Raw genomic sequence first — 15263 nt, forward strand, 5'->3', positions numbered from 1 at the left:
TGCAACAACGCGAGAACAAGCGTGGCTGACAAGAAATCCGAGGGCGGAAAAACCCGTGACGGCGTCGTCGTCATCAAGAAGTATGCGAACCGGCGGCTCTATAACACCGCCACCAGCGCCTATGTGACGCTGGAGGACCTGGCGCAGATGGTGCGCGAGGGGGTCGAATTCGTCGTCTATGACGCCAAGACCAATGACGAGCTGACGCGTCAGATCCTGACGCAGATCATCTTCGAAGAGGAAAGCCGGGGCGAGGCCCTGCTGCCGGTGCAGTTCCTGCGCCAGTTGATCGGCTTCTACGGCAACTCCATGCAGTCGGTCCTGCCCTCCTATCTGGAGATGTCGCTGGACAGCTTCACCCGCCAGCAGGAGCAACTGCGCAGCCAGTTCACCCGCGCCTTCGCCGGCGCGCCCGGCGGCGGCCTGATGGAGGAGGCCGTGCGTCAGAACATGGCCATGTTCGAGCGCGCCATGAAGATGTTCCCCGGCCTGACCGCCTATGGCCGGGCCGAAGCCGAGCCGGAATCGGCGCCGGAGCCCACGCCGCAGCCTTCCTCTGGGACCGCCCCGGCGGATAAGGCCCTGGACGAGATGCGCCGTCAGATGGACGAGATGCGCGCCCAGATCGACCGCCTGGCTGGTTCGGGCCAATGACGGACGGCGTGCGCCCGGTCGGCCCGCCTGACGGGCCGGCGGCGTCGGAGCGCCGCGAGGGCGAGCGTCGCGGTCGCGAACGACGGACAGGCGCCGAGGTCAAGGCCGAAGCGGCGTCCCGCGCCCTGGTTCCGTCCAGCGAGCGGGTCGATCATGCCGCCTCCCCGGCAAAGCCTGCCGTGTCGCCGCTTGCGCCCCCCGCCCTGTTCGCCGCCCAGGTGATCGGTCAGACAGGCCAGAAGCGCGGCCTCAAGGGCGGCCCGCCGGTGCTGGACGCCGCCCGCTCCACCTATCTGGGCGCGGAATATTCGGGCAAGCGCGACCGGCGGCCGCGCGTGGGCAAGGCGACCCAGACCGAGGTCTAGGCCTGACCTTGGGCCTGACCGGCTGATGGCACGGCGTTTGCGACGACTCCGGCGTCTTCGACCGGAGTTTCGTCCATGGCCGTCCTCAACCTCGCCGCCCGCCTGTTCGACGTGACCGTGGTCGCCCTGGTCTTCGTCGCCTTCAGCTAGGCCCGCGCCTCAGCGTTCGCTGCCCGAGCGGAACAGGCTGCGGCCCAGGGGTTCGAACAGATACTGCAGCGCCGTGCGCTTGCGCGTGACCACCACCACCTCGACCGGCATCCCGGGGCGGATGTTGGCGGCCGACGGTCCCAGACGGGCCATCTCTCCGGCCGGCACGACGATCTCCACGCGATAGAAGGGATGAGCCCCCGAGGCGGTCTCCGACGTCAGGCGGTCGGCCGAGATGCGTGTCACGCGACCGTGGATGATCGGCGGGTTGCGGTCACGCAGACCCGGGAACTTCACCTCGGTGCTCAGACCGGGGCGCAGATTGTCGATATCGCCGGGACTGACCGAGGCGACGATCACCTGAGAGGCGTCGTCGGGCACGATCTCCATCAGGATCTGCCCCGGTTGGACCACCCCGCCGACCGTGAAGACGCTGAGCCCGACCACCTGGCCGGTCGCCGGCGCACGAACCCGGTTGCGGGCGATCTGGGCGCGCGCTTCGACCAGCCGCGGACGCAGTTCGTTCAACTGGACCTCGACCTGCTTCAGCTGCTCGGCCACATCCTCGTTCAGCTTGGTCGTCACGCCCGACATTTCCAGCCGCGTCTCGCCGATGGCTTCGCGGGCGCGGGCGACCTGGGCGCGCAGCGAGCCCTCCTCGCCTTCCAGCGAGGCGGCGGTGCGCTCCAGTGCGCGGACGCGGGTCAGCGGCGCATAGCCCTGGGCCGCCAGGGAACGCACGCCGTCCAGTTCCTCGACGATCAGGCGGCGTTGTTCCAGGTTGGACGCGATCTGGCGCTGCAGTCCGGCGATCTGCTGCTCCAACTGCTGGGACCGCTGCGACAGCACCCCGGTCTCGGTGCCCCGCCCGACCCGCCGAGCGGCGAACTGCAGCCGCTGCAGCCGCATGGCCTCGTCGGCCAGGGCCTGATCCTCGGGCGGCAGGCCGGTCAGTTCCGGCGGCGTCACGATCGCGCCCAGCCGATCCCGCTCGGCCGTCATGCGCGCGCGCTGCGCCAACAGGGCGTAGACCTGACCCGCCAGCCCGCGCTCGGCGGCGATCAGTTCGCCGGACGCCAGTTCGATCAGCACCTGATCGCGCACGACGTGGTCGCCTTCGGCCACCTTCAGCGCCGAAACCGCGCCGCCCTCGCGGTGCTGCACCGCCTGTCGGTTGCCCGAAACAGACACCTCGCCCTGGGCATAGGCGCCGGCGTCCAGCCGCGCGAAGGCGGCCCAGCCCAGGAAAACCACGAAGAAGGCGATGAAGATCGCGGCGCCCAGGCAAATGTCGCGGCCTGGCGCGTCGATTTCCACGGCTGGCGGCGGCGAAGAAGGCGCGGCGGTCATGGGGCGGACGTCCGGTTGGGGCTGGCGTGGCGCAGGCGCTCCAGCACGGTCTCGCGCGGCCCTTCGATCTGCACCGCCCCATCGGCCAGCATCAGCAGCCGGTCGACCTGGGCCAGAACGCCCGCCCGATGCGCCACCACGACGACGGCTGCGCCGCGCGACGCCGCGCTTTTGACGGCGGACAACAGGGCGGTCTCGCCTTCCTGATCCAGATTCGAATTGGGTTCGTCCAGCACCAGCAGCACCGGGTCGCGGAACATGGCCCGCGCCAGGGCGACGCGTTGGGCCTGGCCGGCCGACAGGCCGGCGCCGAACGGCCCCAGCAGGGTGTCATAGCCCTTGGGCAGGCGCAGGATCATGTCATGGGCGCCCGCGGCCTGCGCCGCCGCGACCGCATCGCGATCAACCTGAACCGGATCATGCTCCAGCGTCGAGATGAAGCGGGCGATATTGTCCTTGATGGTCCCCGCGAACAGGCTGGGCGTCTGGGGCAGATAGCCGATGTGCCGCGCCAGATCGTCGCCGGGCCGCGCCTCATAGGCCGCGCCGTCCAGACGGATGACCCCGGCGGTCGGCTTCATGCCCCCGGCGAGGATGCGCGCCAGGGTGGTCTTGCCCGAGCCGCTGGCTCCGATGACGCCGAGCACCTCGCCCGGCGACACCGACAGCGACACCTGCCGCAGTTGCGGCGCCTCCGTGCCGGCATAGCGCATGGACACGCCCTCCAGCGTCACGCGGCCGCTCGGATCGGGCAGCGCCGTGCGCTGAGCCTCCTGAGAGGCCGTGGAGGAAAACAGCTCGACCAGGGCGCGCCAGCTGGCGCGCGCCTGCACCAGGCCGGGCCAGGCGCCGACCAGAAGCTCGACCGGGGCCACCGCGCGGCTGAGCAGGACCGAGGAGGCGATGATGGCGCCCGGCGACAACTGACCGCGCACGGCCAGCAGGGCGGCCACGCCCAACGCCAGCGACTGCAGCGTCAGGCGCACGAACTTGATCGCGCCGCTATATCGTCCGCCCGTCAGTTGGGCGTCGGCCTGTCGGGAGACAGCCTCGCGGCGTTGGTCGACTTGCCGGGCGATGCTGGCCTCGCGCATGCCCAGGGCGCGCACGACCTCGGCCTGGCCGGCGATGGCCTCCTGGGCGGCGTAGGCGGCGTTGGCGGCCTGGATCGCCCCGCTTAGACGGGCGCGGCTGTCGCGTTCATTGGCGACGGCCAGCGCCACCAGCACCGCGCCCCCGACCAGGGTCAGCACGCCGATGGCCGGGTGCAGCAGGAAACAGCACAGCAGGTAGATCGGCGTCCACGGCGCGTCGAACAGCGCCAGCGCCCCCTGACCGGCGACGGCGGCGCGCACATTGTCGAACTCGCGCAGGACCTGGGCGCCCGGGGCCGGCCCCTCGCGGTCCGTCACCCGCGCCAGAACCCGGGCGGACAGCAGCCGGTCCAGACGCAGACCAGCGCGCAGCAGCAAGCGCCCCCTGATCCAGTCCAGTCCCGACAGCGCCGCCAGAGCCAGGACGGCGATCACCGTCAGGAAGGCCAGCGTCGTCAGCCCGCCCGTCGGCACGACGCGGTCATAGACCTGCATCATGTAGAGGGTCGGCGTCAGGTAGAGCAGGTTGACCAGGGCGCTGAACCCCGCCGCCCACAGAAAGTGGGTGCGGCACGCCCGAAAGGCGTCCGCCAATGGCCGGGTCCCCGGCCCGTCAGGAAGAAGGCTTTTAAACACGCAGCATTCCAGACGCCCGTACGAGGAAACCCTGTGGGCGGAAACCGACAACCTATCGCGTCGGTTGCAGTCGGGATAGAGTTCTGCCCGACAACCGCCTCAACGCGAGGTTAGCGTCACGGACAGAACCATGCGCCGTTTCTCCTTCATCGCCGTTCCGATCTTCATCTGGGCCGCCGCAGCCTCCGCCGCGGCCTGTCGTTCCGAGGCGCCGCCCGTGACCCTTGCCGCCCCCTCTCCTTCCCCCGCCACGCCGCAGGACGCCGTCGGTCTGTGGCGGATTTCAGTCGAAGGCGAGGCTCGGTCCTGCCTGCTGGCGCTCAACCTCAATGCGTCGGAGGGCGGCTACGGCGTGGTGCTGGAGGATTGCCGCCTGCCTGATCTGGCCAGGGCGCGAAGCTGGCGCCTGACGTCGGACGGGTTGGAGCTGCGCGCTGCGGACGGCGCGGTCATCATCAGCCTGCGTCGCCGAACGGTGGACGCCTATGAGGCCCGCAGCGGCGGCGCCGCCTATCGCATGGAACGGGCCCCTCTGGCCTGACCGCCTAGCGCGGGTTCAGGTCGAAGTCGCGCCGCGAGGCGATGATGGTGACGATGAAGCCCGCCAGCACGTCCAGCAGCACCATGGTCAGGATCAGGAAGAAGACCGATCCGGCGAACCCCGGCAGCAGCAGAAACTCGACCAGACAGATCACGAACAGCGCCATCGACAGGGCGTGATTGACGATGGCGACCCTCTGGCTGGAGGTCGACTTCAGAAGTTCCACGAACAGCAGGATCAGCGACAGGAACAGGATCAGGTCGCCGATGGTGACGCTCCAGACCGCGCCCGAGGTCATCGGCACGCGGAACAGGACTTCGCCCAGCACGGGCGCCGGGCCCAGCAAGGGATCCGCCCCGCCTCCGCCAAGCAGGATCACCAGATTGTAGATCACGACTGGAACGACCAGCAGCGGTATGGCGATCAGCATGGGCGGCCCCTCCAGATCGCCCTGCTTAACCCTGTTTCCGACGCACGACCATACAGGCCCCCCTGGACCAGAATGGCGGGCTCAGAACTCGCTGATCGCGCCTGGACGACGCGAGCGCGACTTCAGCCACATCACGCCCAGCAGGTCCGAGAAGGAGGCCCGCAGCCGGCCCCAGTTGGTGTATTTCGACCGGCCCGTCTCGCGGTGGCGGTGATCCACGTGCAGGTAGCGGTTCTCGTAACCCTCGCGGATCGTCAGCGCCGGCAGATAGCGGTGGATGTGATCGAAGTACGGCAGGCGCAGGAAGACGTCGCGGCGGAAGGCCTTGAGCCCGCAGCCGGTGTCGTCGGCGTCGTCGGCCAGCAGCTTCCTGCGGATGCGGTTGGCCCAGATCGAGGCCTGACGCTTGGCCTCGGTGTCCTGACGCTTGGCGCGGACGCCGCCGACCAGGGCGACATTGGCCGGGGCGGCGATCAGGGCGTCGGCCAGACGCGGGGCGTCGGCGGGCGGGTTCTGGCCGTCGCCGTCCAGGGTGACGACGACGCCGCCGCGCGCCGCCAGGACGCCCGTGCGCACCGCGCGGCTCTGGCCGGCATTGGTGGCATGGGCCAGCACCCGCAGGGTCGGCAGTTCGGCCATGGCGGCCTTCAACTCGGCCAGGGTCGAATCGCGGCTGGCGTCGTCGACGAAGATCATTTCATAGGACCGGCCGGAGAAGGCCTCGGCGATCTCGCGCGCCAAAGGCACGGCGGCGCCGGACTCGTCGTGAACAGGCACGACGACGGAGATGTCGGGAACGGAAGCGAAGCTGTCGGTCATCCGTCGCTCTGTAGCGCATCGTCAGGCCTGAGTGAAACGGCGCCGCGCGGCGTTGCGCCTCATGGCGTCGGCGCGCCGACGGGAGGACGACTTGGCCGCAACATCAAGGGACCCGCCATGGCCGCTGCCTGTGAAATGCCGCTCGCCCTGCCCCATCCCGCCCTGCCCCGCGCCGACTGGGCCGACCGTTTCGGCATTGAGGGCGTGGCCGGGCCGCTGACGGCGCGGCAGGCGCTGGAGCGGATGACCGCCAGCGCCCCGAACTGGATCGGCCGGCTGATGGCCCTGCGCAACGGCCTGGTGCACCGCCACAATGCGCTCGGACGGGTCTATATCGCCGTCATCACGCCGTTCCACAAAGCCATCGTGGCGCGGATGCTGCGCAGCCTTGCAAGCTGAAGCTTCCGGGGGGCGTCGTCGGCGTGATACGACAGCGCCATGAACCGCCCGAACCTGGATCACCTCATCGCCGGCTGGCGCGGCCCCGTTCTGGCGGCCCTGCTGACCCTGCTCGCCGGTCTGCCCAGCCTGCTGCTGCTGCCGCCGCTGGACCGCGACGAGAGCCGCTTCGCCCAGGCGACCGCGCAGATGCTGGAAAGCGGCGACTATGTCGACATCCGCTTCCAGGACGAACCGCGCTGGAAGAAGCCGGTCGGCATCTACTGGATGCAGGCCGCCGCCGTCGGCCTGACCTCGGACGTCGAGGACCGCAACATCCAACCCTATCGCCTGCCGTCGCTGTTCGGGGCCATGCTGGCCGCCTGGGCCGTGGCCTGGGCCGGCGCGGCCCTGTTCGGCCACCGCGCGGGCTTCCTGGCCGGCGCCATGCTGGGCGCGACCTTCCTGTTGTCGTCCGAGGCGGGCATCGCCAAGACCGACGCCATGCTGTGCGGCCTGACCACATTGTCGATGGCGGCGCTGGCGCGGATCTATATGGCGACGCGGGCCAACGAACGGCCGGTGCGCTGGCACAAGCTGCTGTTCTGGCTGGGCGTCGGCCTGTCCATCCTGATCAAGGGACCGATCGGCCTGCTGGTCGTGGCCCTGTCGATCATCGCCCTGTCGGTCTGGGACCGAAACATCAAATGGCTGGGGCGTCTCGGCTGGGGCTGGGGTCTGCCTCTGGTGGCCCTGCTGGTCGGGCCGTGGGCCATCGCCATCACCATCGCCACCGACGGCGGCTTCTGGCGTGAAGCCATCGGCGGCGACCTGGCGCCGAAGCTGGCCGGCGCCCATGAAAGCCACGGCGGCTTCATCGGCATGTACGCCCTGCTGTCGCCCCTGCTGCTCTTCCCCGTAACCCTGATGCTGCCCGCCGCCCTGTCGACGGGCTGGCGCCGCCAGGCCGAGCCGGCCATCCGCTTCGCCGTCTGCTGGCTGGTCCCCGCCTGGCTGATGTTCGAGATCGCCCCGACCAAGCTGTGGCACTACACCCTGCCCACCTTCGGCGCGATCGCCCTGCTGGCGGCGGCCGCCCTGACCCAGCCGATCGGCAAGGTGTCGCGCGTGTCGGGCGCCCTGCTGGGCCTGTTCGCCGCCGTCGTCATCTGCCTGATCACCGTCTACGGCCTGACCGAGTTCGGCCGCTCGACGGCCCAGACCTGGGCCACAGTCACCATCGTCTTCGCCGTCATGGCGGCGGCGGTCGGCGGCTTCCTGCTGGTCAATCGGGCGGCGATCACCGGGGTGATGGCCGCCATCCTGTGCGGCGTCATCGCCCATGCGGGTCTGGCCGGGACCATCCGCCAGCTGCGTCCCCTGTCCATCGCCCCGCGCCTGGTGAAGACGCTGGAGTCGGCCGAGCTGAGCCCCGCCCAGGGCCGCTATCCAGGGCCGGTGGCCATCACCAGCTTCCATGAGCCCAGCTTCGTCTTCCTGACCGGCCGCGACACCCAGCTGACCGACGGTCCCGGCGCCGCCCGCGCCCTGGCCGAGGGCCGTCCCGCCATCGTCGAGGCCCATGACGACGAGGCCTTCCGCCGCGCGCTCGCTGACCTCGGCGCCGCCGGGCGCGCCGTCGGCGTGGTCAGCGGCCACAACTATTCCTCGGGCGACGACGTGCGCCTGACCGTCTACGCCCCCGCCGGGGCTGGCGAACGGAGGGCGCGCTGATGGGCCGTTTCATCCAGATCGTCGAGGTCGGGCCGCGCGACGGCCTGCAGAACGAAAAGGCGGTGCTGACGCCCGCCGTCCGCGCCGACTTCGTGCGCCGCCTCGAAGCCGCGGGCGCGAAACGGATCGAGGCCGTCAGCTTCGTCCACCCCAAATACGTGCCGCAGATGGCCGGCGCCGAAGAGGTCATGGCCGCCCTGCCCCCCGCCGAGGGCCGCAGCCGCATCGGCCTGGTCCTGAACGGCAAGGGCTATGACCGGGCGCTGGGCACGGCGGTGGACGAGGTCAATGTCGCCATGTCCGCCACCGACGGCTTCGGCCTGAAGAACCAGGGGCTGAACGTCGACCAGCAGGTGCAGATGCTGTCCGACATCATGGCGGGCCGCGCCAATGCTGCGGGCGCGCACGGCGCGACGCCCAAGCTGTCGGCCACCCTGTCCTGCGTCTGGGGCTGCCCCTTCGACGGCGAGGTCTCGGTCGAACAGGTCAGCGATCTGGTCGCCCGCATCGCCGCCCTGGGCGTCGAGGAGATCGCCCTGGCCGACACCATCGGCGTCGGCGATCCGTGGAGCGTGACGAAAAAGGTCGAGGCCGCCCGCAAGGCCGCGCCTGACGCCACGCTGCGCCTGCATTTCCACGACACCCGCAACACCGGCCTGGCCAACGCCTATGCCGGCGTCGAGGCCGGGGTGGACATCCTGGACGCCTCCGCCGGCGGCATCGGCGGCTGCCCGTTTGCGCCGGGCGCCACCGGCAACGTCGCCACCGAGGACCTGGTCTACATGCTGGAACGCGCCGGTTTCTCGACCGGCTACGACCTCGACAAGCTGATCGAAAGCGCCCGCTGGATCGGCGACCAGATCGGTCGGCCGAGTCCCAGCGCCCTCAGCCGGGCGGGCGGCTGGGGCGCCTAGCTGGTCCAGCAGCGCCGCGTGCGCTTCCAAAGAGGCGCCAGTCTCCGCTAGGGTAGAAACACTGCTTTCATAGCGCCGGTCCCCCCACGGCCCGTCACACGAGATCGCCTTGCTCAATACGTTCAAGTCCTGGATCAAAGACGCCCGCAGGGCCAGTCTGCTGCTGCGTCGCCTGCAAAGGACCCCGGGTCAACTCGACGCCCTGACTCTCGCCATGCAGGAGCATCGGCTGGAAACCCGACTGCTGTTCAGCGTCCTGACCCTGCCCCAACGCGAAGCCTGGGCCGGTCAACCGCCGCTGATCGACGGCCGCCCCGGCGGCGGCGTTTTCCCACATGGGACGGTCTGCCGCCAGGACAGCTTCGAGACGCCCTGGTTCTCCTATTGGACCCAACGACTGCACGAACCCCTGCGCTATCATCGCAAGCTCTGGGAATTCGTCTTCATCTGCCAGGCGCTGTGGGAACGGGGCGCCGTCATGTCTGGCGCGCGCGGCCTCGGCTTCGGCGTGGGATCAGAGCCGCTCAGCGCCTTCTTCGCCTCGCAGAACTGCCGGATCACGGCCACCGACATGGAACTGACCCGCGCCGAGGAGATGGGCTGGACCCTGACCAATCAGCACGCGACGGGCAAGGAAGCGCTGCGCAAGCCCGCCGTCTGCCCCGATGCCCTGTTCGAAGAAAACGTCACCTTCCGCACCTGCGACATGAACCATGTGCCGGACGACCTGACCGATTTCGACTTCTGCTGGTCGGCCTGCGCGCTGGAGCACCTCGGCTCCATCGACAAAGGCCTGGCCTTCATCGAACGCTCGATCCAGTGCCTCAAGCCCGGCGGATGGGCCATCCACACCACCGAATACAACTACGCCTCCAACGAGGAGACCGTGGATCACAGGGACACCGTCCTGTTCCGCCGCCAGGACCTGGAACGTCTGGCCCGACGCCTGACCGAACAGGGCCACAAGGTCGCGACCTTTGACCTGGAAATGGGCGACGGCCCGATTGATCGCTATCTGGACGTCCCGCCCTATCGCGACCAGCCGCACCTGCGCATGGCGCTTTACGGCCACGCCGCCACCTCGGTCGGCATCATCGTGCAGCGCGGCTGATCAGCAGGGGCTCGCCCCGGTCAGCGAAACCGGGCGACGCGGCGCAGGGGCGCAACAGCTTCGCCCTCGCTGGACGGGCCGAGACCCAGCCCCCGGCGCACCCGATAGAGTAGACGTCCTACCCCTCCGCCGTGCTCGCTGCGGAACCGAGCCAGCGTGTTGCGATAGCGGATCTCGAACGGGTCTAGAGCGATCGCGCGCTCGACAGCGGCGATGGCGGCATCGCTTGATCCCGTCTGCCACAGGATGGCGCCTTGCCAGTAACGCAGGTGGGCGGCCGTCGGCAGCTGACCCAGCACCTCGTCCACCAGTTGCAGCGCCTCTTCGGTCTTGCCCGCGGCGACCAGCGCATTGGCGTGCGGCACCAGATAGTTGGCCGCCCGGAAGCCCAACTCCGTGGCGCGCTCGTGCAGGACGATCGCCCGATCATGCTCGCCGGCGCGGGTCAGGTAGGCCGCCAGCGCCGTCAGGGCCATCGGGTTGTGCGGGGCGCGCTCCAGCGCCAGGGCCGCGATCCCTCGCCCCGTGCGGACACGGGAAGCGGGCTGGAGTTCGGCCAGTCGGCTCAGATAGACGGCGCTGTTGCGGCGTCGGGCGACCGCCTCGGCCCGGAAGCTCTCCACATCCAGATCGCCGGCGAGGACATCAAACACCAGAGATCCAAGCAGCCCCATCTCGTTCAGATAGGTGGTCGCCGGATGGTGGACATAGGGCAGGCCGACCAGATCGGCGTCGATGTCGGCGGCGATCAGGCGCACGTGCTTTTCATCGTCGCTGGCCGAATCATAGACGATCAACGGGCGGCAGGCGCTGGTCAGACGATCATCGATCTCCGGGCGAAATGCGATTCGCTTGCCGTCCTGCAGCCAGCGCGTCTCGAACGGAACCTTGGCCGGATCAATCGAATACTGGGGCGAGATCGCCAGCACGGCGTGAGCGCCCGCCGCGTCGGCGAACCGAAGCGCGGCATAGGCGCCCATGCTGGAGCCGTAGGTCATCACCCGCTCGGCGCCGGCCGTGGCCGCCCGGACCGCCGCCATGACCTCGGCCATCTCGGGATACTGATACCAGTCCTCGCAGCGCCCCATGACATGGATGGCGGACACGCCCGACTGACGCAGGAAATCCTCGCCGAATCCAGGACGATCGAAACCATGGCCAATGCCATAGTTGTCGAAAGTCACGACCCAGCGATGGGGGTTGTCGGTTGGAACGCTGCGGACAACGACGTTGTCGCTGCGAAAGAGGTCAATCATTCAGGCACCTTATCCCCACGCCTTAGACCGATTTGGGGCAGGGCGCGAAGGCCTTCGGCGCATCGACCAAGGTCGGATCGATGCGCCGTCGGAAATCGCTCAGAGGTTCAGCAGCGCCGGGTCGCCGCCCTGGGCCGCGATGTTGACGCTGATGGCCTTTTCGGCGGCGTAGCGGATCAGGCTGTTGGGGCCGCCGGCCTTGGGGCCGGTGCCGCTGAGGCCTTCGCCGCCGAACGGCTGCACGCCGACCACGGCGCCGATGATCGAGCGGTTCACATAGACGTTGCCGGCCGGGACCAGACGCACGACCTCGTCGGCGAAGGCTTCGATGCGGCTGTGGACGCCGAGCGTCAGGCCGTAGCCGCGCGCGGCCAGCTTGGCGGCGACCGACTTCAGATCCTTCGAGTCATAGCGATAGACGTGCAGGATCGGGCCGAAGACCTCGCGCTCCAGGAAGTCCGGGGTCGGGATCTCGGCGATGGTCGGGGCGAACAGGTCGCCCTTGTCCGAACCGGCCGGCAGTTCGGCGCGGGCGACGATCTTGGCCTCTTTCGACAGGCGCGCGACGTGAGCTTCCAGGTTGGCGCGGCTCTCGGCGTCGATGACCGGGCCGATGTCGCTGGTCGGGTCGGTCGGGTCGGCCACGACCTGGGCGGCCAGCGCGCCCTTCAGGCCTTCGATCAGGGCGTCGGCGGCTTCCTTGGGCGCATAGAGGATGCGCAGGGCCGAACAGCGCTGGCCGGCGCTGCCGAAAGCGGACAGGATGACGTCGTCGATGACCTGTTCCTTCAGCGCCGTGGTGTCCACGAACATGGCGTTCAGGCCGCCGGTCTCGGCGATGAAGGGGATGATGGCGCCCGGACGCGCGGCCAGGCCGCGGTTGATGGCCGCTGCGGTGTCGGTGCCGCCGGTGAAGGCCACGCCGTCGATGCCCGGATGGGCGGTCAGGGCCGCGCCGACCACCTCGCCGCGACCGGGGACCAGGGCCAGCAGGTCCGGGTTCAGACCGGCCTTGTAGAAGAGGCGCACAGCCTCGGCGGCGATCAGCGGGGTCTGCTCGGCGGGCTTGGCCACCACGGCGTTGCCGGCGGCCAGGGCTGCGGCGATCTGGCCGGCGAAGATGGCCAGGGGGAAGTTCCACGGGCTGATGGCGGCGAAGACGCCGCGGCCGTGCAGGACCAGTTCATTGGTCTCGCCGGTCGGACCCTTCAGGGTCTGACGACCGCCGAAGTCGCGCTCGGCCAGCAGGGCGTAGTAGCGGCAGAAGTCGGCGGCTTCGCGCACCTCGGCCACGCCGTCGTTCAGCGTCTTGCCGGCTTCACGCGACAAGAGGGCGACCAGGCGGTCCAGGTCGGCTTCCAGGGCGTCGGCCATGGCGCGCAGGATCGGCGCGCGACCGGCGCCGCCAATGCGGTCCCAGGCGACCTGAGCGTTTCCAGCGGCCGTCACGGCGGCGTCCACGTCCTCGACCGAGGCCTCCGAGACATGACCCAGGACCTGCGAGCGGTCGAAGGGATTGGTCACGTCCTGCGGGTTCACGCCCGCCTTCAGCTTGCCGCCGATGATGGGGCCGGAGGTCAGCTTCTCGCTGTCAACGCGCTCCAGGGCCTTGGCGTGGCGTTCACGGTCGGCGGCCTGCGAATAGTCGCGGCCGAGGGAGTTCTGGCGATCGCCGTAGATGTTCATGGGAACCGGAATCCTGGGGTGGCGGTCGGGCTGGGCCTCGACGGCGGTGATGGGGTCGGCGGCGACGGCGCTCGCCGGAACGCGCTCGTCCAGCAGGGCGTGGACGAAGGAGGAGTTGGCGCCGTTTTCCAGCAGGCGGCGCACCAGATAGGGCAGCAGTTCTTCATGGCCGCCGACGGGGGCGTAGGCGCGGACGATGACCTCCTCGTCGGCCCAGGCCTCGTGCGCGGCGTCATAGAGGGCCTCGCCCATGCCGTGCAGGCGCTGATGCTCGATGACAACGCCCCGGTCGCGGGCCATGCGGCGGACGGCGGCCAGCGTGTGGGCGTTGTGGGTGGCGAACTGGGCGTAGATGTAGGGCGAGGCCTCGATCAGGGCCTTGGCGCAGACCAGATAGTTGAGGTCGGTCGCGGGCTTGGTGGTGAAGACCGGATAGTCGGTGCGGCCCATGACCTGAGCGCGCTTGATCTCGGTGTCCCAATAGGCGCCCTTGACCAGGCGCACCATCAGGCGACGGCCCGAGGACTTGGCCAGTTCGGCTAGCTTCTGAACCGTCTCGGTGGTGCGCTTCTGATAGGCCTGAACGGCCAGGCCGAGGCCCTGCCAGTCGCCCAGAGCCGGTTCGCGGGCCAGCCGTTCCAGCAGTTTCAGCGACAGGGCCAGACGGTCGGCTTCTTCGGCGTCGATGGTGTAGTTGATGTCGTATTTGGCGGCGATCAGGGCCAGACGCAGGATGCGGGGGTAGAGTTCCTCCCAGACGCGGTCTTCCTGCGTCGCCTCATAGCGGGGCGACAGGGCCGACAGCTTGACGGAAACGCCGTGACCGGCTTCCGGACCCTGGCCCTTGGCGGTCTTGCCCACGGCCTCGATGGCGTCGGCGTAGATCTTTTCATAGCGCTCGGCGTCGGCGACGGTGCGGGCGCCCTCGCCCAGCATGTCGAAGCTGCACAGCCAACCCTCGCGGTCCGAGCGCTTCAGCGCCGCCTCGATGGTGCGGCCGACCACGAACTGCTCGCCCATGATCTTGACGGCGGTGGCGACGGCCTGACGGATGACCGGCTCGCCCAGACGCCCGGCGATGCGCATCAGGAAGCCCGGCAGGTCGGTCTTGGCCTCCTCGTCGGCGTCGACCAGCTTGCCGGTCAGCATCAGGCCCCAGGTCGAGGCGTTGACGAACAGGCTGTCGGACTGACCCAGGTGCGAGGCCCAGTCGGCGGAACCGATCTTTTCGGCGATCAGGCGGTCGCGGGTGTCGGCGTCGGGCGTACGCAGCAGGGCCTCTGCCAGGCACATCAGGGCCAGGCCCTCGCGGGTGCCCAGCGAAAACTCCTGCAGGAAGCTCTCGACCACGCCCTGCTTCTTCTGGCTGAGACGGGCGTGATCGACCAGGGCGACGGCGTCGCGCAGCACATCGGCGCGTTCGTCGCGATCCATCGGCAGATGGGCCAGCAGTTCGGCCACGGTCTCGCGCTCGTCGCGGAACTTGTTCCGGTCGAGGTCGTCCCAGTGTTTGAGGTCGGTCGGCGTCATGAAACTCACCCTGGGGATCAAACCCTTCGATTTCCGGCATATATGGCGGACTTGACCGAATGTGCACTGTATGATGACGGGTTGAACCAACGATCCTTCGGCTGACAGGTCCATCTGCCATGCAAACTCTGGACGACACCGACCGCCGCCTGCTGCGCGTACTGCAGACCGACGGCCGCATCTCCAACGCGGAACTGGCCAGAAGGTGCAATCTGTCGCCGGCCGCCTGTTTCGAGCGGGTCAAGCGGCTGAAGGACAGGAAGGTCATCACCGGCTACGCCGCCCTGATCGACCCAGCCTCGGCGGGACGCGCCCTGCTGATCTTCATCGAGGTGCTGCTGGACCGAACCACTGGCGACGTCTTCGACGCCTTCGCCGACGCCGTGCGCCGCCAGCCCGAGGTGCTGGAATGCCATATGGTCGCCGGCGGCTTCGACTATCTAATCAAGGCCCGGGTGGCCGACATGGACGCCTATCGCGTCTTCCTCGGCGACATTCTGGTGCGGATGCCCGGCGTGCGCGAGACGCGGACCTATGCTGTTCTCGAAGAGGTGAAGTCGACCACGGTCCTGCCGCTGTAAACCTGTCTCGCCTTCGTCATTCTAACCGTCTAGA

The 15263-nt window shown here is 69.1% G+C and carries 14 protein-coding genes; 8 read left to right on the forward strand and 6 right to left on the reverse strand.

The window, feature by feature from the left end; all coding sequences use genetic code 11:
- Positions 1–21 precede the first annotated feature (21 nt).
- Positions 22–654 carry a polyhydroxyalkanoate synthesis repressor PhaR gene (phaR, locus tag AC3IS2_RS12515; protein ID WP_489198108.1) on the forward strand — a complete coding sequence of 211 codons (633 nt, stop codon included), beginning with the start codon at positions 22–24 and terminating at the stop codon, positions 652–654.
- The gene (locus AC3IS2_RS12520; protein WP_489198109.1) at positions 651–1019 is read left to right on the forward strand and encodes a hypothetical protein; all 369 of its coding nucleotides are present in this window, start codon (positions 651–653) and stop codon (positions 1017–1019) included. Before phaR ends, AC3IS2_RS12520 begins: the two co-directional genes overlap by 4 nt.
- 159 nt (positions 1020–1178) lie before the next feature.
- Here AC3IS2_RS12520 and AC3IS2_RS12525 read toward each other — a convergent pair whose 3' ends face one another.
- Both AC3IS2_RS12525 and AC3IS2_RS12530 read right to left on the reverse strand, forming a co-directional pair.
- The gene (locus tag AC3IS2_RS12525) at positions 1179–2519 is read right to left on the reverse strand and encodes an HlyD family type I secretion periplasmic adaptor subunit (protein ID WP_489198110.1); all 1341 of its coding nucleotides are present in this window, start codon (positions 2517–2519) and stop codon (positions 1179–1181) included.
- The gene (locus AC3IS2_RS12530; protein ID WP_489198111.1) at positions 2516–4207 is read right to left on the reverse strand and encodes a type I secretion system permease/ATPase; all 1692 of its coding nucleotides are present in this window, start codon (positions 4205–4207) and stop codon (positions 2516–2518) included. Before AC3IS2_RS12530 ends, AC3IS2_RS12525 begins: the two co-directional genes overlap by 4 nt.
- 172 nt (positions 4208–4379) lie before the next feature.
- Here AC3IS2_RS12530 and AC3IS2_RS12535 point away from each other — a divergent pair, with 172 nt between their 5' ends.
- Positions 4380–4790 (forward strand): AprI/Inh family metalloprotease inhibitor, encoded by a 411-nt coding sequence (locus AC3IS2_RS12535; protein WP_489198112.1) that lies wholly within the window; start codon positions 4380–4382, stop codon positions 4788–4790.
- Between the two features lie 4 nt (positions 4791–4794).
- On the opposite strand, the gene AC3IS2_RS12540 is transcribed toward AC3IS2_RS12535, so the two are convergent.
- Both AC3IS2_RS12540 and AC3IS2_RS12545 read right to left on the reverse strand, forming a co-directional pair.
- The gene (locus AC3IS2_RS12540) at positions 4795–5220 is read right to left on the reverse strand and encodes a hypothetical protein (RefSeq protein WP_489198113.1); all 426 of its coding nucleotides are present in this window, start codon (positions 5218–5220) and stop codon (positions 4795–4797) included.
- Between the two features lie 81 nt (positions 5221–5301).
- A complete protein-coding gene (locus AC3IS2_RS12545) occupies positions 5302–6039 on the reverse strand; it encodes a glycosyltransferase family 2 protein (protein WP_489198114.1) in 738 nt (245 codons plus the stop codon).
- A 117-nt stretch (positions 6040–6156) separates the two neighbouring features.
- Here AC3IS2_RS12545 and AC3IS2_RS12550 point away from each other — a divergent pair, with 117 nt between their 5' ends.
- The 4 genes from AC3IS2_RS12550 (at position 6157) to AC3IS2_RS12565 (ending at position 10176) form a co-directional block, all read left to right on the forward strand.
- Positions 6157–6438, forward strand: coding sequence for a DUF2867 domain-containing protein (locus AC3IS2_RS12550; RefSeq protein ID WP_489198115.1), 282 nt, complete (start codon positions 6157–6159; stop codon positions 6436–6438).
- A gap of 39 nt (positions 6439–6477) precedes the next feature.
- Positions 6478–8151 carry an ArnT family glycosyltransferase gene (locus tag AC3IS2_RS12555; protein WP_489198116.1) on the forward strand — a complete coding sequence of 558 codons (1674 nt, stop codon included), beginning with the start codon at positions 6478–6480 and terminating at the stop codon, positions 8149–8151.
- Complete coding sequence (locus AC3IS2_RS12560) at positions 8151–9065, forward strand: hydroxymethylglutaryl-CoA lyase (protein ID WP_489198117.1); 915 nt, start codon at positions 8151–8153, stop codon at positions 9063–9065. The genes AC3IS2_RS12555 and AC3IS2_RS12560 overlap by 1 nt, the downstream gene beginning before the upstream one ends.
- Positions 9066–9174: 109 nt before the next feature.
- Entirely contained in the window at positions 9175–10176 is a 1002-nt protein-coding gene (locus AC3IS2_RS12565) for a class I SAM-dependent methyltransferase (protein WP_489198118.1), read from the forward strand.
- 20 nt (positions 10177–10196) lie between these two features.
- On the opposite strand, the gene AC3IS2_RS12570 is transcribed toward AC3IS2_RS12565, so the two are convergent.
- Complete coding sequence (locus tag AC3IS2_RS12570) at positions 10197–11432, reverse strand: tetratricopeptide repeat protein (RefSeq protein ID WP_489198119.1); 1236 nt, start codon at positions 11430–11432, stop codon at positions 10197–10199.
- 99 nt (positions 11433–11531) lie between these two features.
- Positions 11532–14648 (reverse strand): bifunctional proline dehydrogenase/L-glutamate gamma-semialdehyde dehydrogenase PutA, encoded by a 3117-nt coding sequence (gene putA / locus AC3IS2_RS12575; protein WP_489198120.1) that lies wholly within the window; start codon positions 14646–14648, stop codon positions 11532–11534.
- A 119-nt stretch (positions 14649–14767) separates the two neighbouring features.
- Here putA and AC3IS2_RS12580 point away from each other — a divergent pair, with 119 nt between their 5' ends.
- On the forward strand, positions 14768–15229 hold the full coding sequence (locus tag AC3IS2_RS12580) for an Lrp/AsnC ligand binding domain-containing protein (protein WP_489198121.1): 462 nt from the start codon (positions 14768–14770) through the stop codon (positions 15227–15229).
- Positions 15230–15263: the final 34 nt, after the last annotated feature.

The sequence above is a fragment of the Brevundimonas sp. KH_025 genome, from assembly GCF_057839885.1.

Bases quoted from the DNA above. Each gene is read 5' to 3' on its own strand.
- AC3IS2_RS12520 (WP_489198109.1), top strand. From the start codon at position 651: ATGACGGACGGCGTGCGCCCGGTCGGCCCGCCTGACGGGCCGGCGGCG.
- AC3IS2_RS12525 (WP_489198110.1), bottom strand. From the start codon at position 2,519: ATGACCGCCGCGCCTTCTTCGCCGCCGCCAGCCGTGGAAATCGACGCG.
- AC3IS2_RS12535 (WP_489198112.1), top strand. From the start codon at position 4,380: ATGCGCCGTTTCTCCTTCATCGCCGTTCCGATCTTCATCTGGGCCGCC.
- AC3IS2_RS12540 (WP_489198113.1), bottom strand. From the start codon at position 5,220: ATGCTGATCGCCATACCGCTGCTGGTCGTTCCAGTCGTGATCTACAAT.
- AC3IS2_RS12545 (WP_489198114.1), bottom strand. From the start codon at position 6,039: ATGACCGACAGCTTCGCTTCCGTTCCCGACATCTCCGTCGTCGTGCCT.
- AC3IS2_RS12550 (WP_489198115.1), top strand. From the start codon at position 6,157: ATGGCCGCTGCCTGTGAAATGCCGCTCGCCCTGCCCCATCCCGCCCTG.
- AC3IS2_RS12555 (WP_489198116.1), top strand. From the start codon at position 6,478: ATGAACCGCCCGAACCTGGATCACCTCATCGCCGGCTGGCGCGGCCCC.
- AC3IS2_RS12560 (WP_489198117.1), top strand. From the start codon at position 8,151: ATGGGCCGTTTCATCCAGATCGTCGAGGTCGGGCCGCGCGACGGCCTG.
- AC3IS2_RS12570 (WP_489198119.1), bottom strand. From the start codon at position 11,432: ATGATTGACCTCTTTCGCAGCGACAACGTCGTTGTCCGCAGCGTTCCA.
- putA (WP_489198120.1), bottom strand. From the start codon at position 14,648: ATGACGCCGACCGACCTCAAACACTGGGACGACCTCGACCGGAACAAG.
- AC3IS2_RS12580 (WP_489198121.1), top strand. From the start codon at position 14,768: ATGCAAACTCTGGACGACACCGACCGCCGCCTGCTGCGCGTACTGCAG.